The 15,432-nt window shown below is 70.3% G+C and carries 14 protein-coding genes and 1 pseudogene; 10 read left to right on the top strand and 5 right to left on the bottom strand.

What is annotated here, in order from left to right; genetic code table 11:
- Positions 1-98 precede the first annotated feature (98 nt).
- Positions 99-434 (top strand): ArsR/SmtB family transcription factor, encoded by a 336-nt coding sequence (locus L3Q67_RS35300; RefSeq protein WP_499185745.1) that lies wholly within the window; start codon positions 99-101, stop codon positions 432-434.
- An 11-nt stretch (positions 435-445) separates the two neighbouring features.
- Entirely contained in the window at positions 446-946 is a 501-nt protein-coding gene (locus L3Q67_RS35295; protein WP_499185744.1) for an SRPBCC family protein, read from the top strand.
- A gap of 31 nt (positions 947-977) precedes the next feature.
- On the opposite strand, the pseudogene L3Q67_RS35290 reads toward L3Q67_RS35295, so the two are convergent.
- The 3 genes and pseudogenes from L3Q67_RS35290 to L3Q67_RS35280 all read right to left on the bottom strand — a co-directional run.
- Positions 978-1,103: pseudogene (locus tag L3Q67_RS35290) on the bottom strand (class I SAM-dependent methyltransferase); the annotation flags it as partial.
- Positions 1,104-1,789: 686 nt separating this feature from the next.
- On the bottom strand, positions 1,790-2,326 hold the full coding sequence (locus L3Q67_RS35285; RefSeq protein WP_499185743.1) for a hypothetical protein: 537 nt from the start codon (positions 2,324-2,326) through the stop codon (positions 1,790-1,792).
- A gap of 282 nt (positions 2,327-2,608) precedes the next feature.
- The gene (locus L3Q67_RS35280; RefSeq protein WP_282768087.1) at positions 2,609-2,977 is read right to left on the bottom strand and encodes a roadblock/LC7 domain-containing protein; all 369 of its coding nucleotides are present in this window, start codon (positions 2,975-2,977) and stop codon (positions 2,609-2,611) included.
- 758 nt (positions 2,978-3,735) lie between these two features.
- On the opposite strand from L3Q67_RS35280, the gene L3Q67_RS35275 reads away from it, so the two are divergent.
- The 4 genes from L3Q67_RS35275 to L3Q67_RS35260 all read left to right on the top strand — a co-directional run bounded on the left by L3Q67_RS35275 (position 3,736) and on the right by L3Q67_RS35260 (position 9,042).
- Positions 3,736-6,486, top strand: coding sequence for an ATP-binding protein (locus L3Q67_RS35275; RefSeq protein WP_499185742.1), 2,751 nt, complete (start codon positions 3,736-3,738; stop codon positions 6,484-6,486).
- A gap of 39 nt (positions 6,487-6,525) precedes the next feature.
- A complete protein-coding gene (locus L3Q67_RS35270) occupies positions 6,526-7,398 on the top strand; it encodes an alpha/beta fold hydrolase (protein WP_499185741.1) in 873 nt (290 codons plus the stop codon).
- A 9-nt stretch (positions 7,399-7,407) separates the two neighbouring features.
- The gene (locus L3Q67_RS35265; RefSeq protein ID WP_499185740.1) at positions 7,408-8,214 is read left to right on the top strand and encodes an alpha/beta fold hydrolase; all 807 of its coding nucleotides are present in this window, start codon (positions 7,408-7,410) and stop codon (positions 8,212-8,214) included.
- Between the two features lie 204 nt (positions 8,215-8,418).
- Complete coding sequence (locus tag L3Q67_RS35260; protein WP_499185739.1) at positions 8,419-9,042, top strand: DUF1345 domain-containing protein; 624 nt, start codon at positions 8,419-8,421, stop codon at positions 9,040-9,042.
- A 319-nt stretch (positions 9,043-9,361) separates the two neighbouring features.
- Here the strand turns inward: L3Q67_RS35260 and L3Q67_RS35255 are convergent, their stop codons facing one another.
- Entirely contained in the window at positions 9,362-9,571 is a 210-nt protein-coding gene (locus tag L3Q67_RS35255) for an AMP-binding enzyme (protein ID WP_499185738.1), read from the bottom strand.
- Between the two features lie 388 nt (positions 9,572-9,959).
- Here L3Q67_RS35255 and L3Q67_RS35250 point away from each other — a divergent pair, with 388 nt between their 5' ends.
- From L3Q67_RS35250 to L3Q67_RS35240, 3 genes are read left to right on the top strand one after another with little or no spacing between them, the layout of a single operon-like run.
- Positions 9,960-11,315 carry a hemolysin family protein gene (locus L3Q67_RS35250; protein WP_499191716.1) on the top strand — a complete coding sequence of 452 codons (1,356 nt, stop codon included), beginning with the start codon at positions 9,960-9,962 and terminating at the stop codon, positions 11,313-11,315.
- Positions 11,312-12,322 (top strand): hemolysin family protein, encoded by a 1,011-nt coding sequence (locus L3Q67_RS35245; RefSeq protein ID WP_499185737.1) that lies wholly within the window; start codon positions 11,312-11,314, stop codon positions 12,320-12,322. The genes L3Q67_RS35250 and L3Q67_RS35245 overlap by 4 nt, the downstream gene beginning before the upstream one ends.
- A gap of 32 nt (positions 12,323-12,354) precedes the next feature.
- A complete protein-coding gene (locus L3Q67_RS35240) occupies positions 12,355-12,540 on the top strand; it encodes a hypothetical protein (protein ID WP_499185736.1) in 186 nt (61 codons plus the stop codon).
- A 22-nt stretch (positions 12,541-12,562) separates the two neighbouring features.
- Here L3Q67_RS35240 and L3Q67_RS35235 read toward each other — a convergent pair whose 3' ends face one another.
- Positions 12,563-14,722, bottom strand: a complete 2,160-nt coding sequence (locus tag L3Q67_RS35235; RefSeq protein ID WP_499185735.1) for a 2Fe-2S iron-sulfur cluster-binding protein — start codon at positions 14,720-14,722, stop codon at positions 12,563-12,565.
- 67 nt (positions 14,723-14,789) lie between these two features.
- On the opposite strand from L3Q67_RS35235, the gene L3Q67_RS35230 reads away from it, so the two are divergent.
- Positions 14,790-15,410, top strand: a complete 621-nt coding sequence (locus tag L3Q67_RS35230) for a TetR/AcrR family transcriptional regulator (RefSeq protein WP_499185734.1) — start codon at positions 14,790-14,792, stop codon at positions 15,408-15,410.
- The last annotated feature ends 22 nt before the right edge of the window (positions 15,411-15,432 follow it).

The following is a 15,432-nucleotide window of genomic DNA, read 5'->3' as shown; positions in this document are numbered from 1 at the left end:
AATGCAAGACCGTGAAAATCGCGGCGGCCTGCGTTTTCGCCCGACGCTCTCATGTACATCTACTTGTATGCATATATATTGTCGCATATGTTCGTGGCATGGCAGCCACCGTGCAGCAGCAACTGGCGGCGATCTCGGAGCGGAACCGGTTCCGGATCGTCGAGTTGCTCAAGGACGGGCCGCAGCCGGTTGGCGGCATCGTCGATGCGCTCGGCCTTGGCCAGCCGCAGGTGTCCCGGCACCTGCGGCTGCTCGCGGAGGTGGGCGTGGTCGAGGTGACCAAGCGGGCCCAGCAGCGGATCTACCGGCTGCGCCCCGATGCGATGCAGGTGATCAGCGACTGGGTGCAGGGCTTCGCGGCTCTGTGGGCGGAACGGATGGATCGCCTCGGCTCCCTCCTCGACGACGACCGTGCACCCGAGCCGAACCCGTGAGGAGGTCGACCGTGCCCGACGGCATCGTGATCGACAGGACCAACAACACCGTCCACATCAGCTGCACCTACGCCGCCGGCGTCGACCGCGCCTGGTGGGCGTGGACCGACCCGGAGGCGATCACCCGCTGGTGGGGGCCGCAGGGCTGGGTGGCCACCGTGTACGAGATGGACGTGCGACCCGGCGGTCGCTGGCGGTTTCAGATCGCGCCGGTGGACGGCTCGGCAGCCGCGGTGCGGTGCGTCGCCACCTACCGCGTGGTCGTCCCGCGTGCCGAACTGGCCTACGACGACACGTTCGCCGACGAGGCATGGCAGCCCGAAGGCACGGACACCTTCCCCACCACGGTCACCTTCACCGCCGTCGGCACCGGCTGCACCGTCGACGTCGCGGCGAGCTTCCCCGACCGCCCAGCGCTGCAACGGGCCGTCGAGCTGCGGATGACCGACGGCTACGCCGAGGCACTCGACCGGCTCGGCAGCGTGCTGGACACCCGGAACAACCCCCGCTGAAGGAGAAAACCCATGGCCACCCTCACCTCGGCAGGGGATAGGCCGGTTCCGGATCGGCGAGTTGCGCCTCGGTCAGGAACCGTTCGCACGGCGGCGTCGCGCCGAGGTCGACGACACTGGCGAGATGGGGCGAGCCGCAGGGTCGGCAGCTGTTCATCGAAAGGCTCCTTGGCTCGCGTCACGTAACGGAGACGTCGGCACCCCGGGCCGCCTCGTTACACGCTCGCCGGCACTCTCACGCTTCTGCCTGCCGACCCGAACTAGCCGTTTCGGGCCATCGGCGCAAACGTTTCGCCTATCCGGGCGCCGGTAATCGGCAAATGCGCGTTTTCCGCCTGAGTTCCAGGCTGGAAATCATGCCTTTGGCGTACTTTTCTTAGTCCTGTCCCGGCCGCGGCGCCATTACCTGCTTTTTGAGCAGCCCCTGATCGCCGTGGCAGGCGCCGGCCCCGGAGGTTTCACCCCGCCGGAGGGAAAGTCATCGAAGGGCAGCAGGTGGGCGGCGTCGCCGGCGAATGGGTCGCTGGTATTCGCAGCCGCGCCAAGTCGCCGGAGTGACAAGGATGATTCGAGCCTATGGCAGCGTCAGCTGTGGCAACCGTGGCTCGGTCGTCCGGAGGTTGCCGACGTCATGATCCCGCGACTACTGCCCGGTCCTGAGTGGGTGTTGCCGCAGGTGAGGTCGGTCGTTGTCTACGGAGTAGAAGTCCCGCGCGGATGCCGAGCCCAACCGGACGCGGGAACGAGGTGCGGCTGCCGAAGATCGCCCGCGATGGTTTTGCTGGAAAGGGTGGAACACACAGTTGCCACCCGTCGTGGCACCGGCCCCAGCGCTGATCCGGGTCAGTCGTTGGGGTTGCGCTGGAACTTGATGGAGGAGGCCAGGTCGTTGAAGCTGGGCAGGAAGTCGACCATCACGCTCGGCTGACCGGCGTTGATCATCCGGAAGGTCCCGGCGCTGTCGTTGAGGTGGGAGTTGTTGAACAGCGTCACGTCGTTGCACCAGCTCCAGCCGAGGAAGGAGGAGGTCTTGTTCTGCATCCCGGTCCGAATCCAGTCGACGCGGTACCCCTCCTTGTCGCACGGGCCACTGTCGCCGAAGTACATCTCGTAGTCGCCCTGGCCCCACTCGTGCTCGTAGACATCCCCGAGCCAGGTGCTCTCGGCAGCCGCGACGTCGAGTTTCGCCGCTTCCTTCGTGTCCGCGCACTCGCGGGCGACCACGCGCGAAGCCTCGCCCGGCTTGCCCTTGGCCAGCCTGGTGGCGCAGTACTTTCCCTCTTCGGGCGAAGCGTCGGCGGCCGCGATCCCGCTGCCGAACAGGGTGCTGACCGCGGCGGCCACGCCGAGCGTGAGAACCATGGACCTGTGTCTGCGCACGGGATTTCCTTTCGCGGGGACACTTCGAACTTCCACCGTGACACACGGCGCTCAGCGCTGCCCCGCATTCACCGAGCGCTGAAGCAGAGACTCCACCTCGCGCACAGGCGATCCGCACACGGCAATGAGCCCTCAGCGGCGATAGACCTGACCGAGCGGCACCGGCTGCCACACACCAGCTCCAACGCGCCGGCTGCGGGCATGGTGCTCGCTAGGACGTTCGAGTGAACACTCCAGTTCTTCGGTTCGATCGTGGACCGGGCCGCTCCGGCGGGTCGCCGGCTACGCGGCCAGGATCGAGCTGATCCGCTCGATGACGGGGCGGCATTCGAAGAGCAGTCGTCCGACGTTGAGGTCCTTGTCCCCGAAAACCACCATGAGCGCCGTGCGGTCGATGGCGTAGACGGCCATGTAGCCTTCGCTGCCGAAGACCACGGTCTGGGCGAGCGTGCCTTTGCCGGTCAGTTCGACCGCCTGACGGGCGATCCCCAGGTCCGCGGCGGCCAGCGCGGAGATCTTGGCCGGGTCGATGATCGCCGCCGCGTCGGCGACGATGGGGATCCCGTCGACCGCGGCGATCACCGTGTCGGTGATTCCAGTGACGAGTTCCCGGAGGTTCCGCAGTTCGGCGATCAGTGCATCGAAATCCACTACTGTCACTTTCTGTTCAATCGACGGGAACGGTCGGCCAGCCTGCGATATGGGGAAAGGGAAACGGTCGATACGACCGTGGGGTCCTGCACGAGAACGGGAGTGAGACTAACCGGAGTTCACCCATCTGTGTGTCGAGTGCGCCGTGGAGCATTACACGATCGTGTGAAGGGGTGCTCGTCTTGTAACGATGGCTGTCGGCCGAGCGCGATCACGTCGAAATATTTTGGCGATGCCATTCGCGCCGAAATTTTCCGAGAGCGGCATCGACCCGGCAATCGGTGCCGGGAAAAGAAGCGTGCCCTGGATCATGTGGCCTTGGTCGTGTGAATTTCGAAATCGCCTGCGAAGACTTTTCTGTCCCGAATTATTTGATTGCAAGAGCCGCGGTCGGGAGGGTGCCAGGTTGCCGGGATCGCCGGTCACCGGGTGATCCCGGCACGGTCGAGCGACGCCGTCTCCTGCGAAACGCCGGCCTGGCCGCCGCACTGGCCGTTCCGTTCTCGATGGGGTCGGCCACGGCCGAGTCGTTGCCCGAGTCGTTCTCGGTGGAGCAGCCGCGCCGGCCCTGGCTGCGAGTCACCGGATGTGAAGCGCACCACCTCCGTGAGCACCAAGGCCGTGGAATGGTCCAGCTGGTGATCAAATACTCCCGCAGGCACCGGAGCCCTCGCTTTTCCCGGAGCGACACGCGTGCCATCGTGCGGACTCGCGGCGCTTGCCGGCGGCGGGAAGTCACACGGAAGAGAGAGCGCGGCATGCAACGACGGGCGCTACTGGGGCGCGAGACGGAGCGCCGCGCACTGGCTGCCCTGGTCGAGCAGGCCGCCTCCGGGGCGGGTGGCGCGGTGGTCGTGCTCGGCGCCCCCGGGATCGGCAAGTCGGCGCTGGTCACCGAGGCGGCGGCGCGAGCCGCGGATCGTGGCACCAGGGTGATCACGGCGGTGGGGGTGGAGTCGGAGGAGGACCTGCCCTACGCCGGCCTGCACCAGCTGGTCCACCAGTTGCGAGACGGGATCGACGACTTGCCGGGGCCGCAACGCGCTGCGCTGCGCGCGGCCGTCGGGCTCGCCGACGAGTCCGTGCCCGACCTCTACCTCGTCGGCCTGGCCGCGCTGACCCTGTTGTCGGACGCGGCGGTGAAGGCACCGCTGCTGGTGGTCGTCGAGGACGCCCACTGGATGGACCGGGCCAGCCTCGACGTGCTCGGGTTCGTCGCGCGGCGGATCGAGTCCGACCCCCTCGCCCTGGTCGCCGTCACCCGCTCCCTCGACGACCGGCTCGGCGGCGCCGGGCTGCCTGTGCTGCCCCTGGACCCGCTGACGGACGAGGTGTCGGGTGAGCTGCTGGACGCGGTGGCTCCCGGTCTGGGGCAGCAGGTCCGGCGGCGACTGCTGGTGGAGGCGGCGGGAAACCCGCTGGCGTTGACCGAGCTGCCGGTCGCGCTGCGGTCGGTCGGTGGTGCGTACGCGCTCACGCCGGGTCCGCTGCCGTTGACCGAGCGGCTGGAGCGGACCTTCACGGCACGCGTCTCCCGTCTTCCCGCCGACACGCGGGCGGTCCTCCTCCTCGCAGCGGTCAACGGCGACGGCACGATGGACGAGTGCCTCGCCGCCGCTGCCAGGATGCTCGGGACGGCGGTCGGCGTCGCCGCCCTCGGGCCGGCGGTCGGCGCCGGCCTGCTGGAGTCCTGGGGGATGGTCTTCCGGCACCCGCTCGTCCGCTCGGCGATGCACCACGCGGCGACCGCCGCGGAACGACAGGCCGCGCACGCCGCGCTCGCCTCCCAGCTCCAGGGGCAGCCCGATCGGCAGGCGTGGCACCGCGCGGCCGCCACCGCCGGTCCCGACGAGCACGCGGCGCGGGACCTGGACCTCACCGCCGGCAGGGCCTTGCGGCGCGGCGGTGTCGCCGCGGCCGCGGCCGCGCTGCGGCGAGCGGCGGAGCTGACCGCGGACCCCTCCGCTCGTGCGGACCGGCTGCTGCGCGCGGCCGAGCTCGCCCTGGAGTCGGGCCAGTGCGACGCCGCGGCGCACCTGCTGGACCAGGCGCGCTCGCTGGACCTCTCGGCCAGGGACCAGGGCCGTGCGGCCTGGGTCGGCATCGCCCTGGTCGAAGGGGCGGCGCAGGGCCAGGGCACCGCGACCGCCGAGCTGGCCGAGCTGGCCGTCGAGATCGCCGCCGGTGGTGAGCCCGTGCTGGGACTGCGCATGCTGTGGGGCGCGGTCCTGCACTGCTTCTGGGGCGAGCCGGGGCCGGCCGCCCGCCGGCGGGTCGCCGCCGCCGCCGACCGGATGCCCGTGGACGCGGACAACGCCGACCTGGTGGCCCTGCGGGCGTACTGCGCGCCGGTCGAACGCGGACGAGCCGTTCTCGAGGCCCTGACCGGTCAGCTGGACCGGTCGTCCGAGGACGCCGAGGGGGACCAGCTCCTGGGTGCTGCCGCGGTGACGGTGGGTGCTCCCGCCCTGGCGAGCCGGCTGGCCACGAGGTCGCTGGACGCCCTGCGGGCACAGGGCCGGCTGTCGATGCTCGCCAGGGCACTCTGTGTGCAGGCGGGCGGCGCCGCACGGCTCGGTGACGTGCGCGCTGCTCACCTCGCCGCCGAGGAGGCCGCCGAGCTGGCGCGCGAGACCGGCCAGTCCCTCGTGCACGCGATGGTGCACGCCATTCGGGCACAGGTCGCCGCCGTCTGCGGCGACCCGCGGGCGGAGGCGTGGGCAGCGGAGGCGGAGCGCACCGCGCTTCCCGGTGGCGCGCGCCCGGCGCTGGCCATCGTGCAGATGGCCCGCGGGCAGGCGGCGCTCTGCCAGGGGCGCTACGGCGACGCCTTCGGGCACCTGCGCCGCGTCTTCGAGCCCGCCGACCCCGCTTTCCACCCCTGGCTGCGTTTCTACGGGGTCGCCGAACTGGTCGAGGCGGCCGTGCGCAGCGAGTCCGCCGAAGCGGCACGGGAGGTCCTGCGGGAGCTGACCCCGCTGGAGGAGCTGACCCCTTCACCCGCCCTGCTCTGCGGGCTGCGCCTCGCCCGCGCGTTGCTCAGCCCGCCGGACGCCGCCGAGCAGCTCTACCAGGCGGCCCTCAGCGCCGTCCCCGTCGACTGGCCGTTCGAGCGGGCACGTGTGCACCTCGCCCTGGGCGCGTGGCTGCGGCGGCACCGGCGGCCCGCGGAGTCCCGCGCCGTCCTGCAGGCCGCGCGCGAGGTCTTCGACGCGCTCGGCGCATCGGCCTGGGCGGAGCGGGCGCGCCAGGAGCTGCGCGCCGCGGGTACGTCCTCCCCCCGCCAGGACCCGGCCGCCGTCGACCGGCTCACCTCGACCGAGCTGCACGTCGCCCAGCTCGCCGCGCAGGGACTGACCAACCGGGAGATCGGCGAGCGGCTGTACGTCTCGCCCAGGACGGTGAGCACCCACCTGCAGCGGATGTTCCCCAAGCTGGGCGTGACGTCCCGCGGGGAGCTCGCCGCGGTGCTGCGCGGCACGATGACGTACGCCGAAGACGTTGTCTGACGGACGCGGCCGGCCCGGCTCGCTCCCTAGGTTCGTGCCATGCCCGGTCCGCACACGGCGGACGGGCGGGAAGGCACCATGGGAACCATCACCGTCGGCACCGAGGGCTCGACCGGCATCGAGCTGTACTACGAGGACCACGGCTCCGGCCAGCCGGTCGTCCTGATCCACGGCTACCCGCTGGACGGGCAGTCGTGGGAGAAGCAGACCGACGCGCTGGTCAAGGCCGGCTACCGCGTCATCACCTACGACCGCCGCGGCTTCGGCCGGTCGAGCAAGACCATGACGGGCTACGACTACGACACCTTCGCCGGCGACCTGGACAAGGTCCTGACCCAGCTCGACCTGAATGACGTCGTCCTCGTCGGCTTCTCCATGGGCTCGGGTGAAGTCGCCCGCTACCTCGGCACCTACGGCTCGCAGCGGGTGGCGAAGGCGGCCTTCCTCGGCGCGCTCCAGCCGTTCCTGCTGCAGACGGAGGACAACCCCGCCGGCGTGCCGCAGTCGGTGTTCGACGGCATCGCCGAGCAGGCCGAGGCCGACCGCTACGCCTGGTACGAGAACTTCTTCGTCGACTTCTTCAACACCGACGAGACGCTCGGGTCCCGCCTCAGCGATGCCGCGCTCCGGGCCAACTGGGTCACCGCCATCGCCTCGGCGCCGGTGGCGGCCTACGCGTGCGTCCCGGCGTGGCTCACGGACTTCCGGGCCGACGTGGAACGCATCGACGTGCCGTCGCTGATCCTGCACGGCACCGCCGACCGCATCCTGCCGATCGACGCCACCGCCCGCGAGTTCCGCCGCCGCCTGCCCGGCGCCCGCTACGTCGAGATCGACGGTGCACCGCACGGCCTGCTGCTCACGCACGCGGCCGAGGTCAACGCCGCCCTGATCGCCTTCCTCACAGACTGAGAACCGGACATGCACAGATTCACGCACCGCGTCACCGCTCTGCTGGCCGTGCTCGCCGCTGCCGCCGGGCTCGCCCTGTTCGGCGTGTCGAACGCGGTGGCTTCCCACCCGGCAGCCGGGCAGAAGCCCACGATCGTCCTCGTCCACGGCGCCTTCGCCGACGGTGCGAGCTGGAACCCCGTCATCGAGCGGCTGCAGCGACGAGGCTTCACCGCCGTCGCCGTGGCCAACCCCCTGCGCGGAGTCGCCTCCGACGCCGAAGCCCTCGACACACGCCTCGCCGCCATCGACGGGCCCGTGGTGCTGGTCGGCCACTCCTACGGCGGTGCCGTCATCACCAACGTCAAGGCGCGATCCCCGAAGGTGAAGGCGCTGGTGTACGTCGCCGCCTTCGCTCCCGCCGAGGGTGAGGCCGCGGCACAGCTCGCCGCGAAGTACCCCGGCAGCACGCTGGGGGAGACGCTGGCACCGGTCCCGCTGCCCGACGGCTCGAACGACCTCTACATCAAGCCCTCGCTCTTCCGGCAGCAGTTCGCCGCCGACGTCCCGGCGCGACAGGCCGCTCTCATGGCCAGCACCCAGCGCCCCATCAGGGATGCTGCCCTGAACGAGGCGTCCGGCGCACCCGCCTGGGCGAGCATCCCCTCGTGGTTCCTGCTGGCCGGCGCCGACAAGAACATTCCCCTGCGGGCGCAGAAGTTCATGGCCGACCGGGCCGGCTCACGCGCCACCGTGACCGTCGAGGGAGCCTCGCACGCCGTGGCGGTCTCGCGTCCGAACGCGGTCGCCGAACTCATCCTCCGCGCCGCGCGCTGACGGCTTCCCTGGCCCCGCGAGCAGGAGGCTCGCGGGGCCGGGGCGGTTGCCGAGCCGCTTCTGGGCCAGCGGTGATCGCTCGACTGCCGACCGCGGCCAACGGCTCCGCGCGCCCACAATCCCTCCCCACGTCGCTCCCGCGGAATGACCGCCGTCATCCGGACGAGGTGAGCGACGCCCCTGCCGTTCCGATGAAGGAAAGTCATGCGCTTCAGCCCTTCGACCGTGCTGTCCCGGATCATCGAGAGCACGCTCGCCCTGCTCGGCGTCCCCATCTTCTTCGCGGACCTGGACGACACCAGATGGATCGCGTTGTGGGACCTCATCGCCGTCGTCTACCTCGCGATCCGCGTCATCCGCCTCAGTCGCGGCAAGCGGGCGGGCGACGACCGGGGCGCGTGGGTCAAGAGCGCGCTGGGCCGCCGCAGCGGCACCCTGTTCACCCTGTTCACCAGCCTCGTCGGGATCACGTCCGGCCTGACCATCGTGCTCATCGAGGAAGGCACCCAAGCGGCGGTGCTCGGCAAGGCCATGGGTGTGCTCGCCGTGCTGCTGGCGTGGGCGATCCTGCACTTCGGGTACGCCGACCGCTACGCGCAGGCCTACTACCGCGCCCTGCCCGAGAAGCTGTTGGTGTTCCCCGGAACCGAGCACCCGACGTTCGTCGACTTCGCGTACTTCTCGTTCACCGTCGGCACCACGTTCGCGGTCTCCGACGTCGAGTCACGCACCTCCGGAATGCGGCTGCGGATCCTCGCGCACGGCGTGCTCTCGTTCATCTACAACACCGCGATGCTCGGCATCGCCATCGGTGTGCTCAGCGGCTGACAACCCGAGTGGCGCTTGCTGGCGGGGTGGGAGGATTCGAAGGCTTCGAGGCCAGATTGCGCCTCGTTCTGTGAGCGGGTGCGTGTCGTGATCGCGGACCACTACGTCGCGACGCGCCCAGCGTTACCTGCTGTATAACGTCCTATTCGGCACTGCTTTGTATTAATAGCATCGCTACTCAATAACAAGAAATCCGCTCCGGAGGAGTGACCTCATCCAACTCATAGCAGGCGCGCCGCTGGATCCGGCGAGACCGTTCGTCGAGTTCTACCGCCGCTACGACCAGGTGGAGCTGTGGCTGCCGATCCGGGGGTGAGGCTCAGCGGGTCCAGACGACCGGCTTGCGCATGGTGGTGGCGAGTGTGGCCAGCGCCCGCTTGTCGATCTTGCCGTTCGGTGTGAGGGGGAGTGCGTCGAGCTGGTGCAGGCGGTCGGGCACCATGTAGTCGGGCAGGACGCGGGTCAGGCGGTGCCGCAAGCGCGCGTGGTCGAGCCGGGTCCGGCCGACCACGAAGCAGGTGAAGATCAACGGCGCGCGCATCGAAGTGGGCGAGGTCCAGTCCGCGCTGGACGTGCTCACCGACGCGGAACGCCAGTCGCTCCTGCACAGCTGGTCCACTGGCGACTGATCCGCGTCCTGAGTGCGTGTTTCTCGGTCACCTGACCGAGCAGCGCTGCTGGGCATCGCCAGCGATCTCCTCGGGCAGCGGACCGGCACCGCCGGTGAGGGTGATTTCGCCGACCAGCGCCGGTGATCAGGAACTCGGATGAGCCGTCGTGCGTAGTACTGACAACGGACATTTCCGGCTGATCGACCGCGAGAGGACCATGGACCCGTCCCGAAGTACCGGCACCACGTCCGGTGACACCCCAGATCCCGCACCTGCCCGGCGGAAGGGGGTGACGCCGCCGTGGTGATGGTGGTGGTGAACATCCTCATCGGCGTGGTCGTCGTGCTCCTGCTGACCGCCGCGACCGGCTATTTCGTGGCCCAGGAGTTCGGCTACATGGCCGTGGACCGGTCCCGGCTCAAGGCCCGCGCGGCCGAGGGTGACCGCGGCGCCGAACGCGCGCTCGACATCACCCGCCGCACGTCGTTCATGCTTTCGGGTGCCCAGCTGGGCATCACCGTGACCGGCCTGCTGGTCGGCTACGTCGCCGAGCCGATGATCGGCGCGGGCATCGGCACCCTGCTCGGCGGAGTCGGTGTGCCGCAGGCGGTGGGCGTCGCGGTGGGCACGGTGCTCGCCCTGCTGTTCTCGACACTGGTGCAGATGCTCTTCGGCGAGTTGTTCCCGAAGAACCTGGCGATCGCCAAGCCGGAACCGGTCGCCCGCAGGCTGGCGTTCTCCACCCGGGGCTACCTGGCCGCGTTCGGCTGGCTGATCCACCTGTTCGACAAGGCGTCGAACCTGCTGCTCAAGGTGCTGCGGATCGAACCGGTGCACGACGTCGAGCACGCCGCGACCCCGCGCGACCTCGAGCACATCTTGGCCGAATCCCGCGAGACCGGCGACCTTTCGCGCGACCTGTCGATCCTGCTCGACCGGGTGCTCGAACTGAACGACCGGACCGCCGAGCACGCCATGATCCCCCGGCCGCAGGTCACCGCGATCTCCGGTGAGGCGACCGTGGGCGAAGCGATCGAGCTGATGGCGGGCGGGCATTCCCGGCTGCCCGTGCTCGGCGAGAGCGTCGACGACGTGCTCGGCGTGCTCTGGCTGCGCGATGTGCTCGACCGCGACGAAGCCGAGTTCGGCACGCTCACCGTGCGCGAGTTGACTCGCGACGCGGTCGTCGTGCCCGCGTCGTTGCCACTGCCCGGCGTGCTGGCCCAGCTGCGCGAGGCCGATGACGAGTTCGCCTGCGTGATGGACGAATACGGCGGCCTGGCCGGGGTGATCACGCTGGAGGACATCGCCGAAGAGGTGGTCGGGGAGATCACCGACGAGCACGACGCGGCGAACGAGGACCGGGTGGTCGCCGAGGACGGCGGCTGGGTCCTCCCCGGCAGCGCCCACGTCGACGAAGTCGAGCGGTTGCTCGGCCAGGACCTGCCCGAAGGGGACTACCAGACCATCAGCGGCCTGGTGATCGCCGAACTGGAACGGTTGCCCGAGCCCGGCGACACCGTGCAGGTCACGCTCGCCGCTTCGCAGGCCGACGAGTACCCGGAGGAACGGCGGGTCACCGTGGTGGTGCGGGAAGTGGAACGGCACGTGCCCGCGTTGCTGTGGGTCGGCATGGACACCGGCGCGGAGGTGGCGCGATGAGCGGCCTGAGTCCCTTGATGGCCTCACTGATCTCGGCGGCGATCATCGCGCTGAGCGCGTTCTTCGTCGCCATCGAGTTCGCCTTGATGGCCGCTCGCCGGTACCGCCTGGAAGAGGCCGCGGAGACCAGCGCGTCGGCCCGCGCGGCCCTCAAGAGCGCCCGTGAACTGTCGCTGCTGCTCGCCGGGTCACAGCTGGGGATCACGCTGTGCACCCTCGCGCTGGGTGCCATCGCGAAACCGGCCGTGCACGACATGATGACCCCGGTGATGGAGGGCTGGGGCCTGCCCGCGGCCACCGCCGACATCGTCGCGTTCGTGCTGTCGCTGGTCGTGGTCACCTTCCTGCACCTGGTGGTCGGGGAGATGGCACCCAAGTCGTGGGCCATCGCCCACCCGGAGAAGTCCGCGACCATGCTGGCCATCCCGATGCGCGGCTTCATGCGCGTGACACGGCCGTTGCTGGTGGCGTTGAACAACATGGCGAACTGGTGCCTGCGCCGCGTCGGCGTGGCGCCGGTCGACGAAATGAGTGCCGGCCGCACCCCGGAGGACCTGCGTCAGCTGGTCGACCACTCGGCGAAGGCGGGCGCACTGGACGCCGACCGGCGCGACCAGCTCGCCACCGCGCTGGAACTCAACTCCCGGCCGTTGCGCGACATCACCCGGCCCCGGAACGAACTCGTCGGCGTACCGGCGGACGCGTCGGTGGAGGCCATCCGGGAAGCGGCACGCACCAGCGGGCACCTGCGGCTCGTCGTGCTGGACGGCAGCACCCCGATCGGGGTCGTCCACGTGCGCGACGCGCTCACACCGGGCGGCACGGCGGGCGAGCTGATGCGCCCGGTGCTCACCTTCGATGCCGACACCGCGATCTACCGGGCGCTGAACACCATGCGCGACAGCCGCAACCACCTCGCCCTGGTCGAATCCGGCGGCGAGCTGGTCGGCCTGGTCACCCTGCGGGACCTGCTCGACCGCCTGCTGGTCACCCAGGCCGCGACCTGATCACGCTGGGGTGAGACGGCATCGCCGCAATCGTGCACGAGGCCGGCCTCGACGACGAGCGCTACCACGCCCCCGAAGCGCCGGCCTCGACGATCATCACTGCCGGCCAGGCCAGCAGCGGCCGGGCACCTGGCGATGGCCGCCGGGTGCAGGCATGTGTGGACGAGACGGTGAACGACGCCGACGACTGGACCCCAACCATGAGTTCGGGCTGGTAGGTACGTGAGCGGCTCGTCACCGTCACGGATCGGCGATGTCCAGGGTGACCTTGGACAGTGGGCAGCCCACGCAGGCCAGTACGTACCCGTCGGCCTTCTGCCGGGGAGTCAGGCAGTTCGGCTCGGTCATCGCGACCTCCCCGCGGCGTAGTTTCACCCGGCAGTCCCCGCAGTTGCCGACCGTGCACGAGTACGGCATCTCCAGACCCGCCGCGAGCCCGGCGTCGAGCAGCGTCTGGCCGGGCTCGACCACCACGGAGCCGACCACGCGCGTTCCGTCCTCGACGACCATTTCCTGCGGCGTGGTCGCCGTGGTGGTCGTGCTCACCCCGCTGGTGTAGCGCTCGTGGTGCACGCGGTCCTCCGGCACCCCGAGTTCGGTCAGGACGCCCTGGACCGTGTCCATCAGCGCCTCGGGTCCGCACAGGTAGTACCGGGCGTCTTCCGGCGGCCGCAGTTCGGAGAGCCAGCCGCGCACACCCGCGGCGTCGAGCCGTCCGTGTTCCCGCGTCAGGACGTGCGTGACCGACAGCCGCTCGGGTTTTTCCTTCTCCAGCAGGGAAAGCTCATCCGCGAAGATGATCTCCTCCGCGCTGCGGTTGCTGTAGAGCAGGGAGATCCGGGCGGGCGCCGGTGCCGCGAGCAGGGTGCGGATCACGCTCATCATCGGGGTGACCCCGCTGCCCGCGGCGACCAGGACGACCTCGTGCGCCGCTGCCGGGTCGGCGTGGAAGGACCCGGAGGGGCCACGGACCGACAGCCGGACCCCGGCGCGCACCTCGCGGTGGATGTGGGCCGAGAACCGGCCGCCGTCGACCTGCTTGACCGTGACCTCCAGCCGTGGTGCCCCGGGTGCCGACGACGCGGAGTACGCGCGCCGCACCGGCCGGCCGTCGATGTCCGCGACCAGGGTGAAGAACTGCCCGGGCCGGAAGTCGAAGGAACGCGGGTTTCCGACGTCTTCGAGAACGAGGGTGACCGCACTGGGTGTTTCCCGGCGCACCTCGGCGACCCGCACCTCCCGCAACGGGTTCTCCACGGCGACAGGCCGCCCGGCTCGCCGTGAGCCGACCTCGACCTCCTCGTAGCCCTCTTTCCGCAGCCCGGACCGGTAGGCGCGGTTGATCGCCACCCGGAGTAGCCGGCCGATCCCGGGGACGCCCGCGACCACCTTGAGCACGCGGGTGAGCAGGCCTCCCTCGGCGTCGGCCAGGTTCGCGGCGAGGTGGTCCCCGGCCAGTGCCATCAGGTCCGGTACCGTGCCGCGCTCGAGGTGCGCGGTCCACACCCGTGAGCGCGTGACGGCGTCGTTCGCGGTGACCTCGGCGTGTTCGACGTCGATGAGCAGCGCCGCGTGCGGGGGAGTCCCGCGCAACGCCATCGTCTCCAGCAGCGCCGGGTCGTCGGTGATCGTGCCGCGCCCGCGGCCGTGGAGCACCCCGGTCCGGCCGGGGACGAGGGCGGCGAAGGAGAGCCGGTCGTCCTGGAGCAGGTTGTGGAGGCTGTCCGCGCGCTTGTTGCCCTTGCGGTCGGGGATGGCGAGCGTCCGGCCGTCCAGGATCCGCGCGACGGCCGGACGGTCTCCGCGCGGGCTGGTGTCACAGCCGCCCGATTCGTCCCAAGTGGATAGAGCGAGGAACGGTGCGGTGGCGAGGAATTCCGCGACGCCGGGTCCGTGCAGCGGGCCTTCGCCCTCGATCACGGGTGGCGGCTCGGCGGGAACCGGTGGCTGCCACAGGCGCGAGCGGATCACCGCCTGCGCGCAGTGCACGTACGCTTCCTGGACGTCGACGAACGTCTCGGCGCCTTTCCGCTTGGCCACCGAACCGTTGAGCCGCAACGTTTCCCCCACGCCCGGCAGAAGGAAGACGAACGACACCGGACCATGCGCTTCGCCATCGGGCACGGTGAACGAGATCCGCGTCGGCGAGTGGACGCGCACGAATCCCGGTGTGCCGCCGACGAACGTCGTGCGGCTGGTGCCCTCGGCGTCGCGGTAGCCGAAGCCCGCGAGCGGGCAGTGCGCCAGGACGGTCCGGCACCCCTCGTCGAGGGCGCTGATCTGCTTCAGCATGATCATCGACGGTGGCCGCCCCAGGGCCGCCTCGATCTCGCCGGCCGTCGTCAGGCAGCGGACCGTGCTCGCCCGCACCGCGCCCGGCGTTTCGTTTCCGCAGTTCATGACACTATTGTGAGCATTAGCTCAGGTATCTGGCTACTCGCTTTTGCCGCCTTCGAGGAGGACCAGCATGGCCCCGGCAGACCGTCGCTTGGAGCCACGTCGCAAGCCCCGGCAGGTGCGTGCCGAACTCACGCGCGAGCGCATCCTCACCGCGGCTGCTCACGTTTTCGCCGAGCACGGCTACGCCGCGGGCACCACCAACCGCATCGCCGAGCGCGCCCGGATCTCCATCGGCTCGCTGTACCAGTACTTCCCGAACAAGGACGCCATCCTCGCCGAACTGCTGGTCCAGCACATCGACCGCGGCACCTGGACCGGGGCCGACGAGCTGGACCTCGCACCCGGGACGCTGGAGGCGGCGGTCCGCGCGATCATCCGCGACGCCATCGACAACCACAGCGACGACCCCCGGCTGCTCCGGGTGATGATCGAGGAGGCGCCGGTCTCCCAGGACCTGCTCGACACGATCGACCGGCACCAGAAGCTGCGAACGGCCCAGGTCCGCGACGTCCTCGCCCGGCACCCCGACGTCCACGTGGGCGACCTCGGCGCCGCCGCGGAGCTCATCCTGTTCACCGTGGAGATGAACACGCACAAGTTCATGGCCACCCCGCGGAACTTCCCGGTCGAGACGTTCGAGGAGGAGCTGGTCGCCATGGTGACCCGGTACCTGCGCGGGGACCGGTAGCCGCGCCGCCTCCGAGCGGTGA

The sequence above is a fragment of the Saccharothrix sp. AJ9571 genome (assembly GCF_021725495.1).
In the GTDB taxonomy this organism is placed as follows: Bacteria; Actinomycetota; Actinomycetes; order Mycobacteriales; family Pseudonocardiaceae; genus Amycolatopsis; species Amycolatopsis magusensis.
The sequence above is the reverse complement of the archived record's forward strand: the minus strand, read 5'-3'. Positions and strand labels throughout refer to the sequence as shown.